Raw genomic sequence first — 26,591 nt, 5'->3', positions numbered from 1 at the left:
TTGGGTGTAAAATGAAGGTATTAAATTCATTTTTTTCATTAGTTAGGTCTACTTGAGAATAGCAGACCTATTTTTTTTTGACAACAATCGGTCAACCCCGCACGCAGTAAGGGGTTGACCGATTGTTGTCTCCCCCCCAGCCAAATGTCAAAGCTTTCCCGCGCACATCGGTGTACAGCTTACCTTTTTCATAAACAACTTGACCGCCGACAATAGTAAAAACTGGCCATCCGGTCAAATTCCATCCCTCGAAGGGACTCCAACCACATTTAGTTAATAATTCTTCACGCAAAACAGGACGATAATTATCCAAATCTACTAATACCAAATCGGCATCGTAACCGGGAGCGATCGCACCTTTTTTAGGAATCTTATACCACTTCGCCACAGCGGTAGACATCCAGTGAGAAACTTGTGCAACAGTACACCTTCCCTGCATCGCTTGAGTTAGCATAATCGGCAAAGAAGTTTCCACACCAGGCATTCCAGAAGGAGTATTCGGATAACCTTGAGCTTTTTCTTCTAAAGTGTGCGGCGCGTGGTCTGTAGCGATAAAATCGATAACACCATCGAGTAGCGCTTGCCAAAGAACTTCGTTATCGCGGTGCGATCGCAAAGGTGGATTCATCTGCGCTAATGTGCCTATTTTTGCATAGGCATCCGTATTCAGAACTAAATGTTGCGGCGTTACCTCAGCAGTTACCCAACTAGGTTTATCCTGACGTAACAATTCTGCTTCCTCCCCAGTTGACATATGTAAAATATGTAAGCGTCGCTGATATTTTTTAGACAAACGCAGCGCCAACTGAGTAGCATTGAGAGCAGCTTGATTATCTTGAATTTGGGAATGAATAGCCGGATCGGTAATACCGGCAAATTCCTGGCGTCGTTGATTAATTCGGTCTTGGTCTTCCGCGTGAACCGCAATCAGTCGTTCCCCTTTAGCAAATATAGCTTCCAGCCACTCTTCGCGATCGACCAACAACGCGCCGTGCATCGATCCCATAAAAATTTTAATACCCGGAGTCGGGTTAGCCTCCAGCAAATCCGGCAAGTTGTCTGCCGTTGCGCCGATAAAAAAGCCATAATTGACTAGGCACTTCTGAGCTGCCCGTCGTAACTTATCATCCAGATTCGCTTGCGTTGTCGTTAGAGGACGAGTATTGGGCATTTCCAAGAACCCTGTCACCCCGCCTTTAGCGCAGGCGCAACTGGCAGTAAACAAATCTTCCTTATGTTCCAGTCCCGGTTCCCGAAAGTGTACTTGGGGGTCAATTACCCCAGGTAACAAGGTCAAACCCTCGGCGTCGATTTCCTTATCCCCCGTTTCTTTGGCAGTATCTAGAATTGTGGATGCAACCTCGACTATTTCGTCGCCACAAATTTTTACATCTCCTACCATAAATTCACCACTCGGTAAGAGAATTCTGGCACGACGGATAAATAAGGATGGATGGGAAGACATGGTAAACAAAGTAAGGGGGAGTTTCAGTACAATTATCGATCCCGATTGCCGCTCTGAAAATAGGGATAAACATATAATGTATGGGGAAAGCCTTATTGCTCTCCAACCAAACAATTCTGGGCTTGTTAAATTTGATCGAAGAAGTCGGGAGAGGCATCTTTGCTAATTATGCCAAAGCAGATTGTTGGAATACAGTTTAACCTTTTCTCCTCCACCACTTGACTAATTTGGTAATCTATATTATATCCAGTGATTAAATGCCTATGACTCGCGTGCAGGATCAAGCTTCTGATAAAAATCCGCAATCAACATCCGAAAATCCTTTGTTGGAAGGAGTCAAAACCATTGGCTTAAGCGTCATATTGGCTTTGGGGATTCGGACTTTCGTCGCGGAAGCTCGCTACATTCCCTCTGGGTCAATGCTGCCAACCCTACAAATCAACGATCGCTTAATAGTCGATAAGTTAAGTTACCACTTCCAAACTCCGCAGCGGGGAGATATTGTGGTATTTTCACCCACAGACACGCTCAAACAACAAAATTTCAAAGATGCTTTCATCAAGCGGGTGATCGGTCTACCGGGTGAAAAGGTGGCTGTTAAGGGGGGAAGAGTTTACATCAATAATAAACCCCTACAGGAAAAATATATTGAAGATGCGCCAGACTACCAGTACGGCCCAGTGACGGTGCCAACCGACTCCTACCTGGTTTTGGGAGATAACCGCAATAATAGCTACGATAGCCACTACTGGGGTTTTGTGCCTCGCGATCGCATCATCGGTAGGGCTGTAGTTCGCTTCTGGCCCCTCAATCGCTTAGGAGAATTAGACCCAGAACCACTTTATCCTGCTGCTGGGAAATAGGAGTGGGGGAGTGGGGGAGTGGGGGAGTGGGGGAGCGGAAGAATTAATATTTTTCCTCTTCCCTCTTCCCTCTTCCCTAGCCCCTAGCCCCTAGCCCCTCTTCCCTCTTCCCTAGCCCCTAGCTCCTAGCCCCTAGCCCCTAGCCCCTAGCCCTACAATGACTCGACCAGTCAACTCTTGACCCAGCCAAGGCGTGTTGTGGGAGAGAGACTTAAGATTTTGCTTTTCCACTTTCCAGGTTAACTGGGGATCGAATAGAATTACCTCAGCTGGCTGACCGGGAGCGATCGCAGCTGGCATTTGATTGAGACAAACAGCTGGCTGAGTACTCAAAACTCGCCACAACTCCAAAGCAGACCATTCGCCAGTTTCTACCAAATTTTGCCAAAGCAGAGGCAAAGCCAATTCTAAACCGATCGCACCTGGGGGCGCTTCTCCAAAAGCCACCGTTTTCTCTTCGTAACTGTAGGGTGTGTGGTCGATCGCGATCGCATCGATAATTCCCTGCTGCACTCCCCGCGTCAACGCAGCGCGATCGGCTGGACTACCCAAAGGCGGTGACAATCGCAGTGATGTATTATAACTGCTAACAGCTTCTGTGTCAAGCAAAAGGTGCAGCCAAGTAGTGCTGGCCGTAATCGGTAAACCGCGCACCTTTGCTTCCCAAATCAACTGCACGCTGCGCCCAGTGGAAACGCGCATGATATGAACGGGAGTACCAACAGCTTCCACGACTTCCAGCAAAGCGGCGAGGGCGGCGGTTTCAGAGATAGAGGGATTTCCCGGTAAGCCTAAGCGAATCGAATTTATGCCTTCCCGCATCACCCCGTTCCCCGCCAAATCGCGGTATTCCGGCCAAAGAGCGATCGGCTTGCCCAGAGTTTTGAGGTATTCTAACAAACGGCGCACCAAAGCCAAATTTTGCAGGGGTTGACCGTCGGTAAAACCGACAATTCCAGAATCAGCCAACTCTGCCAATTCCGTCATTTGGTGTCCCTGCACCCCCAAAGTAATCGCACCCCAGAAGTAGAGTGGGGGAGGAAGTGATAACTTGTCGGTGATATCGCCTGCTGACCTCTGCAAACGTGCTAAACCTGCGGGATTATCCAGCGGCGGTGTCGTATTTGGTAGAATAGCGACGCGGGTAAAGCCGCCCGATCGAGCTGCTTGGATCAGAGATGCGAGAGTTTCTCGTTCTTCAAAACCGGGTTCTCCTGAATGACTGTATAAATCCACCAATCCAGGGCCTAAAACCAGTCCCCGACAATCGCGCACCGATGTTTTGGATGGTAACTTAGAGATGTTTTCTTCCACAGCCTCGATCGTACCGTTGGCAATCAAAACATCGGCAATTTGGTCAGTTCCGGAGACTGGATCTATTACTCGTACTTGTTGCAGCAATTCGCTATTGGTCATTGGCGATCGGTCAAACAATTTTGGATTTTGGATTTTAGATTTTAGATTTTCTCTATTTAGATTTTCTCCATGTCTGAAGCCAAAAATTTGTTTTTTAATCCAAAATCCAAAATCTAAAATCTAAAATTGGCTTTGAATTGGTCAAAAGAACAAACGAAAACTAACTAATGACCAATGGCAGATTTACAATGCTCCTGCTGCGGTTTTGTCGAGGACACCTCCACCCAAGTGAGTAGTGATATTCATGCTTTGCAGCACAGCATAACCGTCTGCACCTTGCGGATAGTCAATCACACTCACAGCGCAGTTACCTTGTTTAAAATTCCAGAAATTTTCCGGCCCCAAATCGAATAAATGGCAGAGAATAGCTTTGTTAATAGCATCGTGAGCTACTACTAAAATTGTTTTAGACTCTTTGCTATATTTAAGTACGATCGACTGCCAAGCTGCGATCGCTCTTTCCCAAACCTGCTGCAAGTTTTCCCCTCCTGGCATTTGCACTGTTTCAGGCGTTTCCTGCCACTGTTTTAGCAGACCTGGAAACTCCTGTTCGATTTCTGTCTCAAATTTTCCTTCCCAAAGTCCGTGACCGATTTCGCTCAAATCGACAAGCAATTCCAATTCTGCATGGGGATGATATTGTAAAATAATCTCTGCCGTTTCCTGGGGACGCAACATCGGACTGCTCACAGCATTGTCTATTTGCACATTCTTGAGAAATTCCGCCGCCGCAGAAGATTGTTTTCTCCCATTATCGTTGAGCGGCACATCAATTTGCCCCTGAAACTTCTTCTGACGATTCCACTCAGTTTCGCCATGACGCACTAACAGCAGACGCGGGCCCTGATGACCGGGACGAGGTTTCGGCAGCGGATCTCCCAGATGGTCGATTAAATTCATCGATTCCATCTGAACAGATTCACCACCCCTTGCATCCCCACCGTCTACAGGGGGGAAAGAGTGAGAGTCAGGAAAATTTAAAACATTTATACCGCAGTTAGACTGCTGGATGGAGTGATAGCGAGACGGTGGAATACCGAGTGCGGTGCTAATTAAAGCACGATTAATACCGTTATGAGCTACGATGAGAATAGTTTTTCCAGCATGGCGAGGCAAAACTTCCTGCCAAAACTGCTTAGCTTGTTCGTATAAAGCTAAAACAGGAAAATGTTCTCTAGTTCCTGCTGCTGTTGATACCAGCATTCGCAGTTCGTGGGGTCGTTCCTTCCAGCAGCGATAATCTTCGGAAAACTTTTCCTTTACCTCATCTTTGTGCAGGCGTTCCCACAAAGGCAGATCGATTTCCATCAATTTATCTGCTACCTGCAACTTGGGAGGATTTGGCAAATAGGATTGTACGATTTCTGCCGTTTCTTTTGCTCTTTGCAGGGGACTGCTGTAAATAGCATCAAAGGTAAGGCCCGTAAGAGCGGGGGCAATCTGACGAGCGGTAGCACGCCCAGTTTCCGTCAATACCGATTCATCGATACGGCCTTGGATGCGCTGCTGTTGATTATAGGTGCTTTGCCCGTGGCGGACAAGGATTACGCGGGTAGTCAGGGTTTTATCCTCCGCAAAGGTAGGGGTGGGATGGTGAAGAAGGATCAGGAAGATTTTAACCTTTCTGAGGTACTCGGCGGCGATGTCACCCAAAAACCCCGTCCCGTCTGCGCGGAGGGGGAGTTTGAATAACAGACATCTTCACTTTCAAGCAATAATTAAGTTACCGTGCCGTCACCCACCATCCATCCCACATATCTGTAACATAAACAAACATTTTCCACCATAAACATAAAAGACCCCGCTATTTTAAACCAAACAAATCAAACTTAACAGTGACATTTAACTCGTATAATTCATAATGAACATTTTGTCGATCGCTCGGTGGGTTACGGCACGGTAATTTAATCATTGGTTGAAAGTGCTGAAGTTATCGCCCGCGCCTAACCCACCCTACGATTAGATAAGTTTGTAGGATCTACATCTCCTCTAATTCCTTGCCTTTCGTTTCCCTAATAAAGAAGACGACGAAAAAGATAGAAATCGCTGCCGATATCGTATACAAACCGTAAGCAGCACCTAACCCGAAGAATTGGAGTAGGGGAGGAAATGTAGTGGAGACGATAAAATTAGCAATCCACTGTATGGAAGCAGCGAGAGAAAGCGCAGTGGCTCGAATCTGGTTATTAAAGATTTCTCCCAACAACACCCAGACGATCGGTCCCCAAGAACAACCGAAGAAAACTACGTAGAGATTGGCTGCTAAAAGCGCAATGATTCCAGAAGAACCTGTTAGCGTGGGGTTGCCGGTAGCCGGATCGATCGCAGCATTGCCAAACATCAGCGCTAGCATTCCTAGAGTGACGGTCATGCCGATCGAACCCAACAGAAGCAGAGGTTTGCGACCGAATTTGTCTACAGTAGAGATGGCAATAAAAGTTGTCACAATATTGACAACACCTGTGATGACTGTAATCAAGAGCGAATCTCTTTCGGAAAATCCCACCGCTCGCCACAAAATACTGCTGTAGTAGAAGATAACGTTAATGCCAACGAATTGCTGGAGAATAGATAGACCCATTCCTATCCAGACGATCGGCAGCAGTCCACCCCGTCTGCTGAGAATATCAGAAAATTTAGGTTTGTGTTCCCGATTAACCGTTTGGCGGATTTCTTCAACTTTTGCATCAACATTACCCCCCAAAACCTTAGCGAGAACCTTAGCTGCTTCTCGTTCTCGACCTTGAGCCACTAAATACCGAGGTGATTCGGGTATCATCAAAGCTGCTACTCCGTACAGAATTGCTGGCGGAACTTCCGACCAAAACATCCAGCGCCAAGCTGTGAATCCAAACAAAAATTCTCCCTCTGCCGATCCTCCTGCTCCCAAAGCAATAAAGTAGTCACATAGTAGAGCAGCAAAAATACCAACAACGATCGCTAATTGTTGCAGAGAGCCGAGTCTTCCGCGTAAGTTAGCGGGAGCAACCTCTGCAATGTAAGCAGGCGCAATCACGCTGGCGATCCCGACTCCCACTCCACCCAAAGCACGCCAAAAGATGAAGTCCCAAATCCCAAACGGTATACCAGAACCAATCGCGCTCAGGGTGAACATCACCGCAGCAATGATCATAGCTTTAATGCGCCCTTGTCGATCGGCGATCGGGCCGGCGATAAAAGCTCCCAGCGCAGACCCCAGCAACGCAGAGGAAACTGCCAGACCGATCATCGTACTGCTAGCGCTGAACGTTTTTTGCAGTGCGGCGACAGCACCGTTAATCACGGCAGTATCAAAACCGAATAAAAAACCACCCAGCGCAGCAGCAGAAGCAATTAAAATGATGCGAGATATATTCGGTCGATCGGCAATATATGAGGTGTTTGGAGGAAATGATTTCATAGCACAGCTCTTACACTCCTAAGTTTTTGCAGGAAGTCGCAGTAATAAGTTTGTTGCATTTAATTCCCAGAGGTAGAGCAGGCAACAGAAGCAGCTAATACCATTGTGGATGCAAGAATTTTACCTGCTGAAAGTTATACCAGTACATACTTTCAGCAATTCAAATGTGGCATCAATAAAATAAATGGTACAAAGGCAGACTGGAAAGTCTGCCTCAAAGTGCTACCATTGAATACTCTTAACTTATAACCATAATACGATTGGCTTATCAACCGCATCGGGCATAGGGAATACAACATTAGATAGAAATCTCAAGCCTGTTATCCGCAAGTTAGTTTAAGATTTCTTAAGACAATCCCGTTGAGAAAATGAGATTGTCTTGTTTACCGACATCCTCTTCTAAGCTCTCGTGCCTAATCCACCCTACGATAAGATAAATTTTTACGATCACCATAAAAGCGGAATAGCCAAAATTTAACCACCCTTCTCCACAGATAATGTTTGACATTACTCATATATTACCGATGCAACCGGAGAAAATATTATCCAAATTATGCACACATAAACTGTTTGCACTCTACCACAAACGCTGTGTATATCGGCTTTCAGTTTCTGCAATGAAGGCTTTGAGCATTTCCCCTGGAGTTACTTCTTCAGTCAATGATTCGTAAAACTCTTTAGCAGTATCTCCGATTCGATAAATTAAGTAAGCGTCAGTACCTACATTAACAACCCCTCCAGCAACCGGGATCATTTGCGATACGCTTAATGTTATCATTGCTTGTCTACTAGCCCGCAGCACGCGATCGATAATTGCAAAAGCTTCTGGTTTACGTTGCGGAAGCCATATATCAAAATCATAAGCGGCGGCAATCTTAAAAATTATTTCGGCTTGCATTAGCGCAACGGAAACATAATTAACTCCGATCGAATCTGCCATTTTTGGCGGCACAACACTGAAGACAGCCGAAGTTTTACTGACGCGCAGAATTTGTTTGCGAAGTAAACGTTGCGAAATTTCTTCTGGCTTACTACTGGGAAATTTATCCCACATAGCGTTCACAGCATCTTCAATCTCAGACAAGTTTATCTGCTTAATGTACGCTCGTACAGAAGCTTCCTTCGCAGCTTGATTTTCTTCGAGTTTCTTGCCAACATTATCTTGACTTTTTTCGATATTTTTGCTTATAAATTGGCGAGCCTCCTGCTGTACGGCTTTTCCTTTTTCTTTAGCTGATTTCGTAACTTCTTCACCTAGTTCTGTAGCCGATTTAGCAACTCCTTGGCTGAGTTCTACAGCCGACTGCGCTACTTCTTTGGTGCGCTTTGCCATTCCCTGACCGAGTTCTGTCGCCGACTTGCTAGCTTCTTGACGAATTTCTTGAGCCGATCGCACCACTTTTTGGCCGATTTTTCCCATTTCCCCAGCTACATCACCGCCAATCTGGGAACTTACTTTACTGATATTGTCGCTAATTCCTTGAATAGTTTTCAATAGAGATGCCTTACGCTCTCTAGCCGCTTTTGTTTGGGAATTATTTTGCATATCTTCTTCTATTTCTATAAAATCGTCAAAATCATCAAAATCGTCAGTAAAATTCTCCGCTTCATTAGCATTATCGATATCTGCTAAATCTTGCCGACCGTCTCTTTTGAGCTTGCGGTGAAGGGATTGCTTACGATATGCTTTGCTCATATTTACAACTTAGTCTTGAAAAAGACGACTTTATCATAGAGTTTAGCAAAACCTTGAAAAATGTTTGCGACTGCTAGGGAAGAGAGAATAGGGGAGCGGGGGAGCGGGGAAGCGGGGGAGTGGGTCGTGGGGGAGCGGGGGAGTGGGAGATTTCAAATTTCAGATTTCAGATTTATCAAAATCTTCCCTTTTAAATCTAAAATCTGAAATTTTCTGCCCTCTTCCCTCTTCCCTCTTCCCTCTTCCCTAGTCCCTAGCCCCTAATCCCTAGCCCTTTCTTTTGACTTTTGACTTTTGATGCAAGCTTATCTCACCCCGAATGCGCTTCAATAAATAGGGGTAGTGCGGAGAATGACATGAAAATTAGGCAGTTCATATTAGCTTTGCTGACGCTTTTAGTAATACTCTTTTTTGTTCCTTCTTTGCTGGAAAGTCGAAGTGAGCCCCAAATTCAAAGCCGTTTGGAACTGTACCAAACTAATTTGCTGCTGGACGCTGGTGAGTGGCAGGGCGAAATCGGTTCCGATTCTAGCAGCAAATCCGCTCGCGAAGCGCTGATCGGGGCTCAACCTGTCAAAACTGCCCAAAAGCAGTATATGGAGGCGCGGAAGGAAGCGCAAACCAATCTAGAAAAAGCTATAGCCCAACTCAAACAGTATCAAAACCTGGAAGCTACACCGTTGTCTGCTTCCGAACCACCGCTGACGGTTACTGCCAATCCTGACAGATCTGATTACCCCAGTCAACAACCCTTGCGGGAGTCTATCGATGGGCTAGAAAGTTTAATTAACGAGTTAGACCTGGATATAGGGATTTTACAGGCTCGTCAAGGAGAAGTTGAAGCGGCGCTGAAAACTTGGCAGTCGGTGAGCGATCGCTCTAGCCCTAAAATCGGTGAAACAGCAGAAGCAAAAATCGCTACAGTCTTAATGGGTTTGTGGAGCAATCCACCTCAGATTTTACCAGACGCCGAGCAAACTATCCAAAAATCTTTAGACGGATGGTTCCGCTATCAGGGATTAAGTCAACTTTACAATTTGCAGCAACGATCGGCAATCCTGGCTAAACTGCAAGCAGCAGAACAGGAAATAGCACAGCAAGCAGTAGTAAAATTAGCGATCGTAGCTGCTCTGCCCACGTTAGGATTTTTGATAGGAGTGGGATTGCTGATCTTCTTGCTAGCACAGCGTTCGATCCGCAAAGAGAATTCCCTTTTAGCTCAAAATGAAAATGTTTCTTGGTCAACACCTTGGGATGCGGAAACAATTTGGCAAGTTTTCATTGTGGGCTTTTTTGGAATGCAATTGCTGATATCTGTTGTATTCATTCCTTTAGCTTTTAAACTGCTCAACCTCACACCCGCCGCTTTTGATGTCCGGTCAAAAGCAATTTACGTTTTCACAACTTATATGTTGGTTGCATTGGGTGGAGTATTGGTGTTGTATTTTTCTGTGAAATCATTTTTACCTTTGCCGGAAGGATGGTTTCGATTTGATCTGTTCGGTAAGTGGTTTTTATGGGGACTGGGCGGTTATTTTGTGGCGCTGCCTTTGGTAATTGTAGTGTCGCTGATTAACCAAGAAATTTGGAAAGGAGAGGGGGGAAGTAACCCACTTTTGTCGCTAGCCCTAGAGAGTAAAGATGGTGTGGCACTCGCGATATTCTTTTTTACCGCAGCTATTGCCGCACCGCTGTTTGAGGAATTCCTATTCCGGGGATTTCTCCTGCCATCTTTAACTCGTTATATCCCAGTTTGGGGAGCGACGATCGCGAGTAGTTTACTGTTTGCCGTCGCACATCTCAGTCTTTCAGAAGTGCTGCCCCTGACTACTTTGGGGATAGTGTTGGCTGTTGTGTACACGCGATCGCGCAATCTTCTCGCTCCCATGTTACTCCACAGCCTCTGGAATAGCGGCACTCTGTTAAGTTTGTTTATATTGGGTAGCGGTTCCACCTGATATTCGCCCATTCTTGAGTAGGCACGATCGCTACTCCCAGCGTAGGGTGCATTTTCACCCACCCTACACTCTCCGATCCTCAGCGGCGACGCATCTAAGTTGTGTAAATAAGGCGGCGGCGATGCCCACTCCACAAGAGTTTCACATTCTGGCAATTATTAAAACTATCTGGCGTCACCGCTTATTAAAAAAAGTAAATTTTTCCTACTTTTGATAGATGCAAGCTATCCTAATGGATATAGTGATACCGGAACGGAAGATTTATTTAGAGATCTATATGCAAGACAATCCTGCCAAGTCTAGAGTTACCGCCCTACTTCTGTGTTTCTTTCTAGGCGGTTTGGGAATTCACCGATTTTATGTGGGATATGTGACGATCGGGATCGTTCAACTGCTGACTTTTGGCGGCTGTGGTATCTGGGCACTAATTGACCAAAAAAAATGGGATACAAGCCCCGTCCTTGCAGGACGGCTTTAATTGTGTTAAGCTAGTTGCCGTAGATGTTTCCCACGTCAAATGATAGTTTTAGAGTTTAAAGCGCAAGGGAAAACAACTCAATATCAAGCCATTGATGAGGCAATCAGAACTGCTCAATTCGTGCGGAATAAATGTCTTCGGTTTTGGATGGACAATCGCGGAATAGGGCAGAAAGAATTGTATCGTCACAACACGGCATTGAGGGCAGAATACCCTTTTGTTAAAGCTTTAAACTCCCATGCTTGCCAAGTTGCGGTGGAACGGGCTTATTCTTCAATTGCTCGGTTTTACGACAATTGCCGCAAGTCTATTCTGGGAAAGAAAGGTTATCCAAAGTTTAAGAAGAATTGCCGTTCAGTTGAATACAAAACTTCAGGATGGTCACTTTCTGAGGCCAGGAAACAAATCACCTTCACCGACAAAAAGGGGATTGGCAAGCTAAAACTTAAAGGAACGTGGGACTTAAACTTCTATCCAATAGAACAGATAAAACGAGTTAGGTTGGTACGTCGCGCTGATGGCTACTATGCTCAATTCCTGATCGGCGTAGATAACAAAGTAGAAACGCAGCCAACAGGTAAAGCCATTGGCTTAGATGTTGGGTTGAAAGAGTTCTACACTGATAGCAACGGGCATAGCGAACCTAACCCTAAATTTTATCGAACGGGCGAGAAGCGCTTAAAGTTTAGACAGAGGCGCGTTTCTCGCTCTCGTGAAGGCTCTGCCAATCGTCGATTAGCCATTAATAGATTAGGTCGAGTACACCTCAAAATAAGTAGGCGACGTGAAGAACACGCTAAGAGAGTGGCGCGTTGCGTAATTCAATCTAACGATTTGATTGCCTACGAAGATTTGAGGATAAAGAACTTGGTCAAGAATCATTGTCTCGCCAAATCTATTAATGATGCAGGTTGGTATCAATTTAGAAAATGGTTGGAGTATTTAGGAGTTAAGTTTGGCAAGATAACTATTGCAGTTACCCCTGCCTATACTTCTCAGGAATGCTCTTGCTGCGGCGCAATAGTTAAAAAGTCTCTATCAACAAGAACCCACGTTTGTAAATGTGGATTTGTATTAGATAGGGATTGGAATGCCGCGATTAATATTCTAAAAGTAGCCTTGAGTACGGTAGGGCATACCGGAACTTGGATCAAAGATCCGAACGCTTCAGGAGATTTAGCCTCTACTTTGGCTGGAGCAATCCTGTCAAGGCAAGCCGAGTCTATGAATGAAGAATCCCATCGCCTTTAGGCATGGGAGTGTCAATTTATTCTTTTGGTTGTAGATTCGCTACCCGACAAGCAGGGTAACCGTCTAGTTTAATTAGAAATTGAGGCACTCGGCCATTTGATTATTTGCCATCGATTCAGAACTGCTTGGCGCTAAAATTACAATGGCAATGATGATTCATGTTTGAATTATCCCATCAACTTCTCTCGGCTCGCGATCGGCGCGTGAGTTTTGTAAGGTTGGCGATATTTTCATCACCGCTGCTAGCAGCCTGGTTTTACAATCACGGGCAGCAAGTGCCTTTCTTAGTTTGCCCGTTGAAATATTTAACAGGAATTCCCTGTCCGGGTTGTGGTTTGACTCGCTCTTTTATTGCTATTGTTCGAGGAGATTGGCAGCGGGCAATAGAACAAAATATTTTCGGGCCAATTGTGTTTGCCAGTTTTGGTATAGCAACTATTCATTTAGCAATCGAATTGGTAACAAAACGACATTTGAACGCTTTTTATACCAAGTTAATTGGCGAGCAAAAAATTCAATTGCTAGGTTTATTTATGGTATTATTATATCATAGTCACCGTTTGCACAATTTATCAAAATCGGGCGAATTATCTGCGGCCTTTTTTAAATCACCGCTAGGCAATTTACTGTTTTGAAGCAACAACATATTTTATAGCAATGTCAACTGTTAAGTATAAAAAAGTTTTGTTTGTAATATTGCTAGGTGCCTTAAGTAGCGGAGCATTTAGCGTTTTTTCCAGTATGGATGTCAACCTTTTCGTCAAGGGTTATGGGTTGCTGTTGGTGCTGCAAATCGGTTTTGCGCTCATCTATTTGAGTTTTTTGAACTGGAACGATCGCTAAACGAATTAATTTTAGATTTTGGATTAAAAATAAACGATTTCAGGTAGTAGGAAAACCACTATCCACGACCCATAGCTAGCTACCGGAGCGCAACTTTTAAGAAAAGTTAAACTTTCTCAGGCAATTTAGCCAGACTTGACCTACTCTCTAAGGAGAGAGGTGCTTATTGCTTTAGGAATGGAAGTGTTGCAGTCAGTTGACAAATCTTCTCAGCGGCTGTCTCCCCAGACAGCGATATCTGGGCCAAGCGGCGCTGACGCTACCCCAGCCTCCGACATGGAGACGATTACACTGGATGTAGGAGGAATGAAGTGTGCCGGGTGCGTGAAGGCTGTAGAAAATCAGCTAATCCAATATCCTGGGGTTGTTTCAGCCTGCGTCAACTTAGTGACGGAGGTGGCAGTTTGCGACGTAAAATCCGGTGCGGTTGACCCAAGTGCTTTAGCCGCAAAATTAACAGAAGCTGGTTTTCCGACTCAACCCCGCTATTCTCAAACAGGAGAAACAATTTCGCCCGCACAAAAGCATCGCCAGGAGATCGAATCTTCGATATGGCGGCTGGCGATCGCAGGTATCCTCATCGTTCTATCCGGAATAGGCCATTTAGGTCAACACTCTTGGTTTGCCCAGCATCCCTCCATCCTTACCTCATTTTGGTTCCATTGGGGTCTGGCAACAGCTACTTTAATTGGGCCTGGGCGAGCGATCTTAGTAGATGGCTTTAAAGGTTTGCGGCGCTTAGCGCCCAATATGAACTCGCTGGTGGGATTGGGTGCAGTAACGGCTTATACCGCTAGCACAATAGCGTTACTATTCCCTCAGCTCGATTGGGAGTGCTTTTTTGACGAACCGGTGATGCTGTTGGGCTTTATCCTGTTAGGGAGAACGTTGGAACAACACGCCAGAGGAAGGGCAGTAGCAGCATTTGCAGCATTGCTTTCCCTCCAGCCACCCCAGGCACGCTTAATTGCCGATCCGAACGTGGATCTAACGGCAAACACGGGAGTGGAAATTCCAGCCGATCGGGTGCGCGTGGGAGAATACTTACTGGTTTTACCTGGAGAAAAGATACCCGTAGATGGGGAAACGATCGTTGGCAAGACAACGGTGGATGAGTCAATGCTGACCGGGGAAGCCGTGCCGGTGCCGAAGCAAGTGGGAGATGTGGTGCAGGCGGGGACGCTTAACCAATCAGGCGCGATCGCGATTCGAGCGACCCGCATTGGCAAAGATACCACCTTAGCTCAAATTGTCGCCTTAGTAGAAGCAGCTCAAACTCGCAAAGCACCGGTGCAGCACCTTGCGGATACTGTCGCTGGGTATTTCACCTACGGTGTGATGGCGGCTGCGGCTTTAACATTTCTATTTTGGTATTTTATCGGTACTCACCTTTGGCCGGATCTGCTTTTGGGGCATGGGGCAACATTGATGGCCCACGGTGCGGCGGTCATGGGGCACGGGTCGATGGTCGCTCATCATCAGTCACCTCTGATGTTAAGTTTAAAGCTGGCGATCGCCGTCTTGGTAGTTGCCTGTCCCTGTTCTTTGGGACTGGCCACACCCACCGCTATCTTAGTCGGTACGGGAGTTGGGGCGGAATCGGGACTTTTAATCAAAGGTGGAGATGTTTTAGAACGGGTATCGAGTCTTGACGCGGTAGTGTTTGACAAAACTGGCACTCTTACTACCGGTCATCCCTCTGTGACTGACTGTATCTCGGTTGCAGTCAACGGGGAACTGGAGAAGCAAAATTTATCCTCTGCCTCCCCACCTCTTTCCACCTCAGCCGCAAAGCTTCTCCAACTGGCGGCGGCAGCTGAAAGCGGCACCTGTCATCCCCTCGCCACAGCTATTGTGGAGGAAGCCGGCAAACAAAGGTTACCCATACCGCCTGCCCAAGATTTTTACACGGAACCGGGTTTCGGAGTTCGGGCTGTGGTAGAAGGTCAGACGGTGCTTGTGGGCACATTGGAATGGCTGCAAGCAACGGGAATTACTGTTAGCGATGCTCTCAAAGCACAAGTTAGGGCATTAGCACAAGCGGGAAAAACAGTGGTTTATGTGGCATCTGACAACATCAGCTTAGGATCGATCGCGGTTGCGGATGCCCTCAGACCAGATGCTAAAACAGCAGTGGCAGATCTGCGGCGTCTGGGATTGAGAGTTATGATGCTGACTGGTGACAGGCTCGAAAGTACACTACCGATCGCTTCCGAGCTCTTACTCGACACTTCTGATGTTTTGGCAGGAGTTCTTCCCGATGGTAAAGCATCGGCGATCGCAACTCTGCAAACTCAGGGTCATCGAGTCGCTATGATCGGGGATGGCATAAATGATGCACCGGCACTAGCACAAGCCGATGTCGGCATCGCCCTGCACGCGGCAACTGACATTGCGATCGAAAGCGCTCAGATTATCCTGATGCGCGATGCCGTAACGGATATCGTTAAATCGATTCAGCTCTCGCGTGCCACTTTTAATAAAATCCGCCAGAATTTATTTTGGGCACTTGCCTACAACACTTTGGGTATTCCCATTGCCGCCGGTGTCTTGCTGCCTAGTTTAGGCTTCGCTCTCAGTCCATCTGCTGCCGGCGCAATGATGGCTTTCAGCTCCGTCAGTGTTGTTACTAATTCTCTTCTCCTGCGTCGTCTGCCTTGGCGTCGGTAAAATTTTAGTTGAAATTCAAGTTTTAAATTTGAAATTGAATTTAATTTTAAATTTAAAATTTGAAATCGAAAATCACCGTTGTTTTCAGGTTGGCAGCGCTGAGCCTAATTTATCAAGGTCATGTGACGCCGGGGTTGCAGCTGCCTTTATTAATTTATTGCAGGACAGATCAATCAATGCCTTTACCACAGGATCAAAATCATCTACTCATTGTTGAGGACGATAAAGGGCGCAAGGAGTTTATACTCACTAAGGCTGTATATTCGATCGGTCGCGATCCGACTTGTAATATCCGCCTATACTCCCAGTTTGTCTCTCGTCGTCATGCAACTTTGCTACAGATGCCCAAACAAGATGGAACATACTACTATCGCATTGTTGATGGCGATGGCAAAGGCAGAGCTAGTGCTAACGGACTGATCGTAAACTCTCGCAAGCTTCCAGCTCACGACCTCAAAAATGAAGACGAAGTTGTGTTTGGCCCGCAGGTGCGAGCTATATACTACCAGCTCAAACGAGAGACTATCCCATCTGGGCCACTAGATGAGTTTGATATCACCCTGATTAACCCCGGTAGTATGTTTGACGATGAGCCAGAGGAGTAAAATTCACAACAGTAAAATTTCCCCTACTTAGCCACAGTAATCGCAGCTTTGCCTGACTGATTTGCCTGACTAAATGGTGGGTAGCTCTCCTGCTACATTTTCAATTATCTGCCATTGGCGATTGCTGACGATCGCCTCACTGACGCGATCGAATATCTGGTGGCAGTGGTTGTCAACTTGCAGGGGCAATTCCTCATTTTTCATTACCAAACTCATCTTAGTTTGGGTTGCGGTTGCGGTTGAACGATCGATGAGGACTTCAACGGTCACTAACTTGGCAAAGCCAACCTGCCCTGGCTTCTCTCGCGCCATTATATAGTCAATAGTTTCATAAAGGATGTCTAACGAACAACTCTTCAGAACTTCTATCAGCAATTGCTTAAGACGATCGAGAGGAAGGGAAACTGTGTACGAACTTGTATAGCGAGCCATATCATACCTCCGGCCTGCGACTGCAAGACCCTCTTATAATACCCGAACCTCATTGATTTGATTTCAAGCTTATACCTAGAAGCATTGTTTTCTATTGCTGCTCTGTAAAGCTGCCACTGCCCCATCAGAGAGAGGGAGAAGGGGGAAGGAGAAAAGAGGGACAATATTAATTCTTCCTGACTTCCTTTTCTTCTAATTCTTCTCCTCATCCTTCTTCTGTCTCGCTTTCGGCTTTCTTCTTTCGTCCCTAATATTCGGCATTAGGCGCGGCAATACTTAAGGCTACACCAAATGGCTCAGTTAATTGCACGTCGGTAACATTGGGCAAGCCGAATATTCTTTTCGGCAGCTAGTTAACCTCAAACATCATTTTTGGTTTGGCATTGCCAAATGTCAAGACCAGATACATTTATACAGGTAGTGTACCCTTAATCGGTAAATTGATGGATTTTTTTAATGAATGCTTTTGAAAGGCTCGTAGGCCAAAGTCAGGCAGTAGAGTTGCTTGGGCAGGCGATCGCTCAAAATCGTATCGCCCCAGGTTATCTATTTGTTGGCCCTGATGGGGTGGGTCGCAGTTTGGCAGCAAAGTGCTTTACAGAAGAGTTGTTTTATGGTAATTTATCCAATCAAAAATCAACTACACAAAAACGCCTACAGCTGAGCAATCACCCAGATTTATTATGGGTCGAGCCGACATACCTGCACAACGGAGTCAGATTGTCGGCGGCGGAAGCTGCCGAAAAAGGAGTCAAGCGCAAAGCACCGCCCCAAATTCGGCTGGAACAGGTGCGGGAAATTGCCCAGTTTTTGAGCCGTCCGCCTCTGGAAGCATCGCGATCGCTCATCATCATCGAACAAGCAGAAACGATGGCAGAAGGGGCTGCAAACGCCTTGCTGAAGACCCTGGAAGAACCCGGCCAAGCCACTATAGTTTTAATTGCTCCGGCGATCGAATCTTTATTGCCGACCCTGGTATCCCGCTGTCAGCGCATACCCTTTTATCGCCTCGACTCAAGTGGCGTAGAGATAGTGCTGCGGCGAAATAATTATGGGGAAATTTTGCAGCATTCAGAGGTATTGGAGTTAGCGGGAGGAAGTCCGGGAGAAGCGATCGCATCTTGGCAGCAATTGCAAGCAATTCCCCCAGAATTATTGACAGCAGTCAAGCAAATTCCCAAAACACTTCGTCAAGCATTAGAACTCGCTCGCGACATCGATAAAAGCCTCGATACAGAAGCGCAATTGTGGTTAGTTGATTACTTGCAACATTGTTATTGGAAACAATTTTTAAAAGGACAAATTCGCGAATCGCCCTTAGAAAAATTGGAAAAAGCGAAACGGTGTTTGCTCAGTTACGCTCAACCGCGATTAGTTTGGGAAGTAACCCTGATGGGAATGTGTAAAAACTAGAACGCCCCAGGTTTTAACCTGGGGCTACACAAACAAAGCCTACCTAGAGCGCCAGTGCAGTAAACCTGGTTGACAAAAGAAATAAGATGTGTATTTGTATAGAAACCTCGGCAGGGCGAAGCAAGAGGACATAAAAATTGTTGCTTTTGGCGATCGATTGTCGCCCTCTTGCTTCGCCCCTACACAATACAGATTTCGTTGTTTTTGTCAATTCATTCTAGTGGATTGGCGCTCTAGACTTTGTAATTAAATGAATTTCGGATTAAGCTACTGCTTGGTAGAAAAATTTCAGCCGTTTTTGCCATTCGCGCCAGTACTCAATCAAAGCTTCTCGGTCAAAATGAATAATTTGAGCATCCTGATTGGGAAGAGCGACCACAATCAAAGCCCGTTTAATTTTGCAGCCAAACAAATTTTCACCATAACAGCGGTTAATTGCGCCACCATAGGCTACCAGCTGTAAAGGCTTAACATAGAGCCCATCGATTGATTGTTTTGGTTCCTCCGCGCTTGTCCATTCAATCGCGTGTGGAATACCCTTATAACGGGCAACACAATCAACTTTTCCAGCGTAGCTTTCTTTATAGTTTGGCACGACTTGCTCAACAAGTTCAATATCGCTAAGTTGTGCCAATATTGATTGAATGCTATACCAGTACGGCAGAATCTGGCTATCTGCAAGAGCGAACTTACCTTGTACTAAGTATTCTTTAATCAATCGATGTAAAGCTTTTCCTCGGCGACGGCTGTTTGTGGTAATTCGATTGGCTTCATTGTTCCCAACTTTCTTGCGCCAATTAGATAAAGCAGTGATAGACCCCGGCGGCTGTGTCGCTTTTAGTATCGTACTGACGGCTGGGAGAAGGATGCCGTTGTCGCCTTTGTAGTAGCACTTTCCATTGATGTAGATTGATTGCATAAGTTTTGGGTGTTGAATAGCTACATCCACAGCTTCGCAGCTACCTCTTTAAAGTTCAGCCTGCGTAATGAGTGAATTGCGTATGATTTCTGTATGATTTGGAATTTTGCGATTAGACAGATAAAATAGTATAGATTTGGATATGTGTACTATGACAGGGCGATCGCTTAAAGCATCTAAAATAGGGATAGAGCAAGCAAAATTAGCTCTGACTGACAAAGCTTGGACTCATGATGAGTTGGCAGAAAAGTTACAAATCACTCGCCAGCCAGTGAGTAATTTTTTTGCAGGTAAGTCAGTCGATCGCAAAATCTTTGTCCAGATTTGCCAAAAGCTAGATTTAGATTGGAAACAAATAACCGATCAACCTATAAGTAACCTTGAACCCAAATCAGGAGACTTTCCGCACACGACATCCAAAAATGCTGATTTTGTGGGGCGTCGGGAAATGGTAGAAAATGTAGATTTGGTACAAAAGGTGCGATCGCATCCTTATCGCCGCGATAAAATTCAAGAACAGTGCGGACGTTTACGCATCTTAGATGTTGAATGGTTGGTAGGGATAGACAACATTTATATTGATGTCAACGTACTAGAAAAGCTACCTCGAAACAGACAATTAGAGCTTTCTGACTTTCAATGCTTTTATTCAGATACAGATTATTTCGAGCGGTTGGGTTTAGGTAATATAATTGAAGCACAAGTACCAGGATTAGAGGCAGTAGCAAGATCTTCTAAACTAATGGTATTGGGAAAACCAGGATCGGGAAAAAGCACGTTTTTGAAGTTTTTAGCAATTCGCTGCAATCAAGGGGAACTTCAACCAGAACGCATCCCTATTTTTCTTGAACTAAAAGCTTTTGCCAGGAATGCCAGTAAAAAAAATAATTTCAGCTTATTAAACTACATAAGCGAAGAATTGCGTATATGCGAGATTTCGGATCGGCAAATGGAAACTTTGCTGTATGAAGGAAGATTTTTGATTTTACTGGATGGATTAGATGAAGTTAAAAAAGAAGCTTTTGATACAGTATTATCAGAAGTTTCTGATTTTTCTACTATCTATTTTCGGAATCAGTTCGTAATAAGTTGTCGCACAGCCACCTATCATTCCCAATTTGAACATTTTATCAATGTTGAAATAGCAGACTTTAATCGAGAACAAATCGAGAACTTTGCTAAAAAGTGGTTTGTAGCGATTGCTAGAAATTCCACAAAAGAGGGATTAATAAAAGCAACTCAGTTTCTTGAAAAGTTGTACTTACCAGAAAATCAGCAAATTCGCGAACTGGCTGTAACACCAATATTACTGAACTTGATTTGCTTGGTGTTTCAAGACAAAGGCGATTTTCCTTCTAAGCGCTCTAAGTTGTATGAGCAAGGATTGGATATTTTACTCCAGAGATGGGATGAATCGAGAAATATTAAGCGAGATGAGGCTTACCGTCATCTGTCTTTAGAAGACAAAAAAGAACTACTTAGCTATGTAGCATTCATTACTTTTGAAAGGGGTGATTACTTTTTTGAAGAAGACCAAATTCAACAACGAATTGCTGATTATCTCCGGATTTTACCCGATACTCAAACTGAATCAAGAATACTGAAAAGGGATAGTAAGGCAGTGTTAAAATCAATTGAGGCGCAACATGGCTTATTGGTTGAACGTGCAAGAGGGATTTATTCTTTTTCTCATCTAACTTTCCAAGAATATTTTACAGCTAGACAAATATTTTTTCATTTTGATACCCAGGCTTTAAAACATCTGTTTATTAATCTTACGGAATCACGCTGGCAAGAAGTATTTTTGTTGCTGGTTGAAATGACAGATAATCCAGATGAAATCCTACTCTTAATGAAGGAAAAAATTGATGAAATATTGGCAGACGATGAAGAATTACAGAGATACCTACGCTGGGTTAGCGAAAAGACTAATTCAGTGATTTATTCATTTCAACTTAGAAGGTATAAACCAGCGGCTATCAGAGCATTTTATTTTAGCCTTCATGATTCTCATGCCTGTGACGATAGACCTAGCATAGGCTATTTTGAGTTTGCCTATGAACTTGGCCTAGACAATCCAAATAGCTATTGCCTCCCTATCGATGATGCTCGCGCCCTTATAAATTCTATTGAAATTGATGATGCTCTTCAAGAACTTATTGCTCATCCCGAATGGGCGTTTAATTCTCGCCTTAAAGATCTGCTCAAGCGTGACTTAAATTCTACGGATGAGTTTAAATTTGACCCGGAAATAAGGCAACATTTGCAAGATCTCCAAGACCAAATACCTGATGTCAACATTGATAAAGAAACCAAGCAAAAATGGTGGCAAGCTAACCGTCAAGATTGGGTTAATAAATTAAGAGATGCGATCCTCGTATATCGGGATATTGGTCACGATTGGCAGTTCAGCGAAGAACAGGCAGAATTATTACAGCAATATTATGAAGCCAATGAATTGCTGGTATATTGCCTAAACAGCAGTTGTGAAGTAAGTGATGCAGTTCGATCGCACATCGAAAACACTCTATTATTACCCATTGCCGAGATCGATCGGCAACGATAGCGAACACTCTTATCCTCTGCGTACCTCTGCGTTTACCTTTGCGTCCTTTGCGTTAAAAAAATCTACTCCTCCAAACCAATTGCCTCAGAAATATTAGACAAACCCCGTTCATCCAACTTTTTCAACAACCCTTCTAAAATCCGCCGTACCATCCACGGCCCCTCATAAATCCAACCTGTGTAAGTTTGAATCAAACAAGCACCAGCAGTAATCTTTGCCCAAGCATCCTCAGCAGTAAAAATACCTCCCACACCAATAATTGGCAATTGCCCTTTTGTTTCCCGCCAAATAAACTTAATTACCTCAGTTGAACGCTCCCTCAGCGGCGCACCGCTAATGCCACCCTCTTCTTCCCGCACAGACTTACCCGTTTCGGAAATTACCTCAGTTTGGAGTCCGTCGCGACTGATTGTGGTATTGGTGGCAATAATACCTGCCAGCCGATGCGTCGAGGCTACTGCCAAAACATCGGCGATCGCATCCCACTCCAAGTCGGGCGCAATCTTGACTAAAATTGGTTTATACCCTTGATTTTCTTGCTGCAAAGCCGACAAAATCCCGCTCAATAGAGGTGCATCTTGGAGAGATCGCAAGCCTGGGGTATTCGGTGAGGAGACATTTACGACAAAATAATCGCCCCACTCTTTGAGAAGGCGAAAACTTTCCACATAATCAGATGCAGCGTCAGATAAGGGTGTTACCTTAGATTTACCTAGATTAATTCCTATTGGCATCGGTCGGGGACGCCCCTGCCAAATGGCGCGTAGCCTGCCACTCATTTCTTCTGCACCGTTGTTATTAAAACCCATACGGTTTAGAGCTGCTTTGTCAGCAAGCAATCGAAACAAGCGGGGACGGGGGTTACCGGGCTGTGCCAGTAAAGTTACAGTACCCAATTCAGCAAAGCCAAAACCAAAAATAGACCAAATGCCAGAAGCTACGCCGTTCTTATCAAAGCCAGCTGCCAATCCGATCGGATTTGGAAACAGCTGGGGGGAAGACTTTTCGCTGGGTAGGAGTTTTTGTTCCAAACGTGTATCCGCCAAGCAAAAAGATCGCTGAAGTTGGTTTCGCACCCCGTTTACAGGGAAGCGATCGGCATTACGATCTAACCAGCTCAAAAATTGAATGCTTTGCTGATGCAACCATTCCGGATCGCTGTTGAGAACATTAAACAAAACAGGACGTAAACCAAGTTGATAAATATCCAAGGCTCTTAAAGTTTGGTAGTAGGGTTTAGAGATTGGGGAAGAAAGGGCGTAGGAGTTAGGGGAAGGGACTATGGGTTTCCGGGGCTATGGGTGCTAGGGGCAGTGGAGATCGTAATTATTCTCCCACTTTTCTCTAGCCCAGTACCCACCACCCAGGCGATTTCTTCCCCTGTACCTATTACCTAATAGGGGTGAAAGCAGATGGGCCAGCAACAAAAACCGAATTCTGAAGACAAAAAAGTCGTGACTTTAGGACGTGTCCTCCAGACCCTGCGGGAAGAGGATAACGTCGATGTTTTGATTGACACAACTATCAATTATCTCCAGGCTGAGTTTGACTACAGCCTGATTTGGATCGGATTTTACGATCGCCTAGACCATCGCATCTTAGGCAAAGGGGGAATTGTACCCACTGGGGACATCAACTTCTTGAAACAGCGAATTTTTCTCAATCCAGGGGATCTCCTAGAACAAGTCGTCATTCAGCTCAGACCGATAGGCGTACCGGACTTGCGCCAAGAAACGCGAGCTGGAGAGTGGCGGAAAGCGGCGGCGAACTTCAATATTCGGGGAACGCTGATTTTCCCCATTCGCTATCGCGATCGCTGTTTTGGAGTCGTAATGCTGGGCTCCCTGCAATGGGGAATTTCGCCACAACCGGAAGAGAAAGCGCGACTATCTATGCTATTAGGGGGATTGGCAGCTTCTCTGAGCCAAATCGAAACAGATTGGAACCGCCAACGCACTAAGCGTCCTGACGAGCCATTGTTCCGAATTCTAGAGCAATTACGCTCGACGCGCACAATATTGCAGCGTCTGGAGGCGGTGGTAGCAGAAACGCATCAATTCGTCGCACCGACACGCACCAGCATTTATTGGTTTGAGCGAGAGCGGCGTTATTTTTGGCGGCGGATGAGTAACCGCGCCAGCGGCAGTTTCGGTGACGCCGTTACCAAAGCTTCCGGAATCACCGTACAGGAGTCGGGTGGCTTTTACAATGCTTTGGTAGCCGATCAGATGGTGTCGATCGGCGAAGCTCACAGTTCCCTCAAAGCCGATATTACCAGCAGGTTGTTGCAGAGATTGGGAGTGAGAAGTTTACTGGCAGCTCCGATTCGCTTGGGAGATGAATTGCTCGGCTTTCTAGCAGTAGAAGGTAACGAACCTCGCATTTGGAAGGAAGAGGAAAAAAACTATCTCCGGGGTGCGGCGCAGTTAATTGCCATGTTTTCCCCCATCGAAGAAATGGAAGTCACTGTGGAGCAAACCAAACAAGATCGAATGCTCACAGCGGAAATAGCTTCTGCGATTACGAGTGAGGAAGATTGGCAAAAAACTTTAAAAATCTGTGCGGAACAGCTAACTACGCGCCTGCAAGTCGATCGCTTTTTGGTGCTGCTTTTCGATCCAGACCAAAAACATTTTGAAATTTGTTTTCAAACCCAACCAGTCAATCGACGACCGATAGTTTCTCAAACAGGCGGAAAAGATTCTTCTCACACTCTACCGAGCTTAAGCGATGTAGACTGGCAACTCCTGGAACGCAGTTCTGAAGCAGTAGCAATTGAAGACTTATCAACAGATTTGAAGTTGCTGGGCTTTCGCAATGCGTTTTTGGAAGCCGGAGTTCGCAGTCTTCTCACCTGCAATACAAGTTTAAAACGACCCCTGACAGGACTTCTCATCGTTACCAGCGAAAATCCGCGTACCTGGACTAGCGCCGAGCGAGAAATTTTCCGCGTCGTCAGTCAGCAGATCGGCTTAATTATCAACCAGCGGCGGTTGATCGGACAACTCGATCGCCAACAAAAAATTTACCAGTCTCTGCAATGGGGTCTGACCACAATGCAGCAAGCTTTTTCGCTCGAGCATATGGAAAAAGCCGCTCTGCAATCGATTGCGACTATGCTACAAGCTCCCGTTGCCGCTTTGGTTAGCTGGTCTCCCAGAAGCAAAGAAGGCCGCATCCTGACTACAGATGTCAGCAACTACCAATTCGCGATCGACTCAAACTTTATTGTTCCCATACGCAGCGACGAGTTAATTCAAGAAGGTTTAGCATCTGATGGTCTTTTAATCAAAGATGTCACAAATATTTCTCCAGCGACGCGCAGTTGGATTTCCGGCCCTGGCATTAGCGAGATTATGGTTATGCCTTTGCAAACCGCTCCGGAACACGAGCCTACTGGGGTGGCGATCGTAGCAAAAGGTACTGGAAATAATTGGCCAAACAGCGCTCTACCGATGTTCGGCTTGCTAACCTCTCACTTAGCATGGTTGCGTCGCTATAGGATGCTGATCGATTCTCTGTCTGAAGAACGAGAAGAACTCCAATGTTTAAATTGGTATAAACATCGTTTAATTGGCGATTTAGCACGACTATATTTACAGCCGTCCCAAGTTGATCTCGTAGAAGATTTAAACCGTCAGGGAGCAGTCAAAGAGTTACGCCAGCCTGCGGGTCGATTCCATAGTTCCCCAGCAATTAAAAATTCTCAGGATTTATTGACTAAGCAAGATTCGCGTCATGGTGGACTGGCTATCTATATTTCTTCTATGCTTGCCAAGGAGCAGTGGAAAATTGGCCATCCGGAATTAGAAAATGGCAAAGTTTTGTCGGATGAGGGAATTGAAGATGAAGATTCCGAAAAAAATTCGCTCGTAGCTTCTTTTGCATCAGGGAAAGATTCTATTAGGTTGACCAGCTTGTTGTTGCGATCGCTCGATCGCATCGATCCGGCGATCAAACAAAAACGAATCTGGGCTCAAATCCACGATACCGAAGGTGAGAAAGCCCTCACTACCAACCTCAGCAAAAAATTAGATATTGTCAAAATCGAATTAGTACTTCACGAAATATTGATGGCGGCGTGCGATCGAGTTCGCACCGGAGGACGGATCGACATTTGGTGTCGTCAGTTGGGACATGAAAGCAGAGGTGATAGCGAAGAAGAGCTTTCGCCCTCCCATAGCCATCATTATCCCCCCGATCGTTTTATCGAGCTGTCCGTGACAGATGACGGAGCGATCGACCCGGTACTTATTGCCGATCTACAACAAGCACCTTCTGACAAGCTCGTTCCTTCCACTCTGGACAAACCGCCCGGACTCCATCTGCGGATTTGTCAATCGATCGTCAGACAAATGGCAGGCGAGCTTAACTTCTACCAAATAGATGATGGCAGAGTCCTCAGTCGCTTGCTTATTCCTCTGCGAGACTAGGGGAATCAAAAGTCAAAAGTCAAAAGTCAAAAGCAAGAGCCATTAAGCAAGTGGGGAAGAGGGAGAGTGAGGAAGTATAGAAAAAAGGAGGAATTTTGACTTTTGACTTTCCCGTTCTCTCGTTCTCCCTTTTCCTCTTATTTTTGACTTTTGACTTTTGACTTTTGACTTTTTTTAGTGCCT

General features: G+C 45.5%; 19 protein-coding genes. 11 read left to right on the top strand and 8 right to left on the bottom strand.

What is annotated here, in order from left to right:
* Nucleotides 1-91: 91 nt before the first annotated feature.
* Nucleotides 92-1,465 carry a dihydroorotase gene (locus ACE1CD_RS35600; RefSeq protein WP_374827791.1) on the bottom strand — a complete coding sequence of 458 codons (1,374 nt, stop codon included), beginning with the start codon at nt 1,463-1,465 and terminating at the stop codon, nt 92-94.
* 263 nt (nt 1,466-1,728) lie between these two features.
* Between ACE1CD_RS35600 and lepB the strand changes: the two genes are divergently transcribed.
* Nucleotides 1,729-2,328 (top strand): signal peptidase I, encoded by a 600-nt coding sequence (gene lepB, locus ACE1CD_RS35595; protein ID WP_374797075.1) that lies wholly within the window; start codon nt 1,729-1,731, stop codon nt 2,326-2,328.
* Between the two features lie 132 nt (nt 2,329-2,460).
* Here the strand turns inward: lepB and ACE1CD_RS35590 are convergent, their stop codons facing one another.
* The 4 genes from ACE1CD_RS35590 to ACE1CD_RS35575 all read right to left on the bottom strand — a co-directional run bounded on the left by ACE1CD_RS35590 (nt 2,461) and on the right by ACE1CD_RS35575 (nt 8,840).
* Nucleotides 2,461-3,744, bottom strand: a complete 1,284-nt coding sequence (locus ACE1CD_RS35590; protein ID WP_374827790.1) for a dihydroorotase — start codon at nt 3,742-3,744, stop codon at nt 2,461-2,463.
* A 183-nt stretch (nt 3,745-3,927) separates the two neighbouring features.
* Nucleotides 3,928-5,304, bottom strand: coding sequence for a histidine phosphatase family protein (locus ACE1CD_RS35585; RefSeq protein ID WP_374797073.1), 1,377 nt, complete (start codon nt 5,302-5,304; stop codon nt 3,928-3,930).
* Nucleotides 5,305-5,722: 418 nt separating this feature from the next.
* Nucleotides 5,723-7,144: a sugar porter family MFS transporter gene (locus tag ACE1CD_RS35580; RefSeq protein ID WP_374827789.1), complete on the bottom strand. Its 1,422-nt coding sequence runs from the start codon at nt 7,142-7,144 to the stop codon at nt 5,723-5,725.
* Nucleotides 7,145-7,721: 577 nt separating this feature from the next.
* Nucleotides 7,722-8,840, bottom strand: a complete 1,119-nt coding sequence (locus tag ACE1CD_RS35575) for a hypothetical protein (RefSeq protein WP_374796901.1) — start codon at nt 8,838-8,840, stop codon at nt 7,722-7,724.
* 356 nt (nt 8,841-9,196) lie between these two features.
* Here ACE1CD_RS35575 and ACE1CD_RS35570 point away from each other — a divergent pair, with 356 nt between their 5' ends.
* The 7 genes from ACE1CD_RS35570 (at nt 9,197) to ACE1CD_RS35540 (ending at nt 16,645) form a co-directional block, all read left to right on the top strand.
* Nucleotides 9,197-10,798 carry a type II CAAX prenyl endopeptidase Rce1 family protein gene (locus ACE1CD_RS35570; protein WP_374796899.1) on the top strand — a complete coding sequence of 534 codons (1,602 nt, stop codon included), beginning with the start codon at nt 9,197-9,199 and terminating at the stop codon, nt 10,796-10,798.
* A 217-nt stretch (nt 10,799-11,015) separates the two neighbouring features.
* A complete protein-coding gene (locus ACE1CD_RS35565; protein WP_374796897.1) occupies nt 11,016-11,276 on the top strand; it encodes a TM2 domain-containing protein in 261 nt (86 codons plus the stop codon).
* Between the two features lie 39 nt (nt 11,277-11,315).
* Complete coding sequence (locus ACE1CD_RS35560) at nt 11,316-12,527, top strand: RNA-guided endonuclease InsQ/TnpB family protein (protein ID WP_374796895.1); 1,212 nt, start codon at nt 11,316-11,318, stop codon at nt 12,525-12,527.
* A 158-nt stretch (nt 12,528-12,685) separates the two neighbouring features.
* Nucleotides 12,686-13,162 (top strand): DUF2752 domain-containing protein, encoded by a 477-nt coding sequence (locus ACE1CD_RS35555; RefSeq protein ID WP_374796893.1) that lies wholly within the window; start codon nt 12,686-12,688, stop codon nt 13,160-13,162.
* A gap of 22 nt (nt 13,163-13,184) precedes the next feature.
* Entirely contained in the window at nt 13,185-13,370 is a 186-nt protein-coding gene (locus tag ACE1CD_RS35550; protein WP_374796891.1) for a hypothetical protein, read from the top strand.
* Nucleotides 13,371-13,646: 276 nt separating this feature from the next.
* Complete coding sequence (locus tag ACE1CD_RS35545; RefSeq protein ID WP_374797071.1) at nt 13,647-16,040, top strand: heavy metal translocating P-type ATPase; 2,394 nt, start codon at nt 13,647-13,649, stop codon at nt 16,038-16,040.
* Nucleotides 16,041-16,216: 176 nt separating this feature from the next.
* A complete protein-coding gene (locus ACE1CD_RS35540) occupies nt 16,217-16,645 on the top strand; it encodes an FHA domain-containing protein (RefSeq protein ID WP_374796889.1) in 429 nt (142 codons plus the stop codon).
* Nucleotides 16,646-16,714: 69 nt separating this feature from the next.
* On the opposite strand, the gene ACE1CD_RS35535 is transcribed toward ACE1CD_RS35540, so the two are convergent.
* Complete coding sequence (locus ACE1CD_RS35535; RefSeq protein ID WP_190472030.1) at nt 16,715-17,077, bottom strand: hypothetical protein; 363 nt, start codon at nt 17,075-17,077, stop codon at nt 16,715-16,717.
* Between the two features lie 456 nt (nt 17,078-17,533).
* Here ACE1CD_RS35535 and ACE1CD_RS35530 point away from each other — a divergent pair, with 456 nt between their 5' ends.
* Entirely contained in the window at nt 17,534-18,490 is a 957-nt protein-coding gene (locus ACE1CD_RS35530) for a DNA polymerase III subunit delta' (RefSeq protein ID WP_374796887.1), read from the top strand.
* Nucleotides 18,491-18,752: 262 nt separating this feature from the next.
* Here the strand turns inward: ACE1CD_RS35530 and ACE1CD_RS35525 are convergent, their stop codons facing one another.
* Nucleotides 18,753-19,409, bottom strand: coding sequence for a hypothetical protein (locus ACE1CD_RS35525; protein WP_374796885.1), 657 nt, complete (start codon nt 19,407-19,409; stop codon nt 18,753-18,755).
* A 142-nt stretch (nt 19,410-19,551) separates the two neighbouring features.
* On the opposite strand from ACE1CD_RS35525, the gene ACE1CD_RS35520 reads away from it, so the two are divergent.
* Entirely contained in the window at nt 19,552-21,975 is a 2,424-nt protein-coding gene (locus tag ACE1CD_RS35520) for an NACHT domain-containing protein (protein ID WP_374796883.1), read from the top strand.
* Nucleotides 21,976-22,037: 62 nt separating this feature from the next.
* Here the strand turns inward: ACE1CD_RS35520 and ACE1CD_RS35515 are convergent, their stop codons facing one another.
* On the bottom strand, nt 22,038-23,186 hold the full coding sequence (locus ACE1CD_RS35515) for a quinone-dependent dihydroorotate dehydrogenase (RefSeq protein WP_374796881.1): 1,149 nt from the start codon (nt 23,184-23,186) through the stop codon (nt 22,038-22,040).
* 201 nt (nt 23,187-23,387) lie between these two features.
* On the opposite strand from ACE1CD_RS35515, the gene ACE1CD_RS35510 reads away from it, so the two are divergent.
* On the top strand, nt 23,388-26,408 hold the full coding sequence (locus ACE1CD_RS35510; protein ID WP_374796879.1) for a GAF domain-containing protein: 3,021 nt from the start codon (nt 23,388-23,390) through the stop codon (nt 26,406-26,408).
* Nucleotides 26,409-26,591: the final 183 nt, after the last annotated feature.

This window comes from Aerosakkonema sp. BLCC-F183 (genome assembly GCF_041929145.1).
Classification (GTDB): domain Bacteria; phylum Cyanobacteriota; class Cyanobacteriia; order Cyanobacteriales; family Aerosakkonemataceae; genus Aerosakkonema.
This window is presented reverse-complemented; position numbering and strand designations above follow the sequence as displayed.

What these genes read in the sequence shown, in the direction of transcription:
- ACE1CD_RS35570 (WP_374796899.1), top strand. Translation starts at nt 9,197, where the DNA reads ATGAAAATTAGGCAGTTCATATTAGCTTTGCTGACGCTTTTAGTAATA.
- ACE1CD_RS35555 (WP_374796893.1), top strand. Translation starts at nt 12,686, where the DNA reads ATGTTTGAATTATCCCATCAACTTCTCTCGGCTCGCGATCGGCGCGTG.
- ACE1CD_RS35530 (WP_374796887.1), top strand. Translation starts at nt 17,534, where the DNA reads ATGAATGCTTTTGAAAGGCTCGTAGGCCAAAGTCAGGCAGTAGAGTTG.
- ACE1CD_RS35520 (WP_374796883.1), top strand. Translation starts at nt 19,552, where the DNA reads ATGTGTACTATGACAGGGCGATCGCTTAAAGCATCTAAAATAGGGATA.
- ACE1CD_RS35550 (WP_374796891.1), top strand. Translation starts at nt 13,185, where the DNA reads ATGTCAACTGTTAAGTATAAAAAAGTTTTGTTTGTAATATTGCTAGGT.
- ACE1CD_RS35540 (WP_374796889.1), top strand. Translation starts at nt 16,217, where the DNA reads ATGCCTTTACCACAGGATCAAAATCATCTACTCATTGTTGAGGACGAT.
- ACE1CD_RS35600 (WP_374827791.1), bottom strand. Translation starts at nt 1,465, where the DNA reads ATGTCTTCCCATCCATCCTTATTTATCCGTCGTGCCAGAATTCTCTTA.
- ACE1CD_RS35560 (WP_374796895.1), top strand. Translation starts at nt 11,316, where the DNA reads ATGATAGTTTTAGAGTTTAAAGCGCAAGGGAAAACAACTCAATATCAA.
- ACE1CD_RS35545 (WP_374797071.1), top strand. Translation starts at nt 13,647, where the DNA reads ATGGAGACGATTACACTGGATGTAGGAGGAATGAAGTGTGCCGGGTGC.
- ACE1CD_RS35580 (WP_374827789.1), bottom strand. Translation starts at nt 7,144, where the DNA reads ATGAAATCATTTCCTCCAAACACCTCATATATTGCCGATCGACCGAAT.
- ACE1CD_RS35535 (WP_190472030.1), bottom strand. Translation starts at nt 17,077, where the DNA reads ATGGCTCGCTATACAAGTTCGTACACAGTTTCCCTTCCTCTCGATCGT.
- lepB (WP_374797075.1), top strand. Translation starts at nt 1,729, where the DNA reads ATGACTCGCGTGCAGGATCAAGCTTCTGATAAAAATCCGCAATCAACA.
- ACE1CD_RS35565 (WP_374796897.1), top strand. Translation starts at nt 11,016, where the DNA reads ATGCAAGCTATCCTAATGGATATAGTGATACCGGAACGGAAGATTTAT.
- ACE1CD_RS35510 (WP_374796879.1), top strand. Translation starts at nt 23,388, where the DNA reads ATGGGCCAGCAACAAAAACCGAATTCTGAAGACAAAAAAGTCGTGACT.
- ACE1CD_RS35590 (WP_374827790.1), bottom strand. Translation starts at nt 3,744, where the DNA reads ATGACCAATAGCGAATTGCTGCAACAAGTACGAGTAATAGATCCAGTC.
- ACE1CD_RS35575 (WP_374796901.1), bottom strand. Translation starts at nt 8,840, where the DNA reads ATGAGCAAAGCATATCGTAAGCAATCCCTTCACCGCAAGCTCAAAAGA.
- ACE1CD_RS35525 (WP_374796885.1), bottom strand. Translation starts at nt 19,409, where the DNA reads ATGCAATCAATCTACATCAATGGAAAGTGCTACTACAAAGGCGACAAC.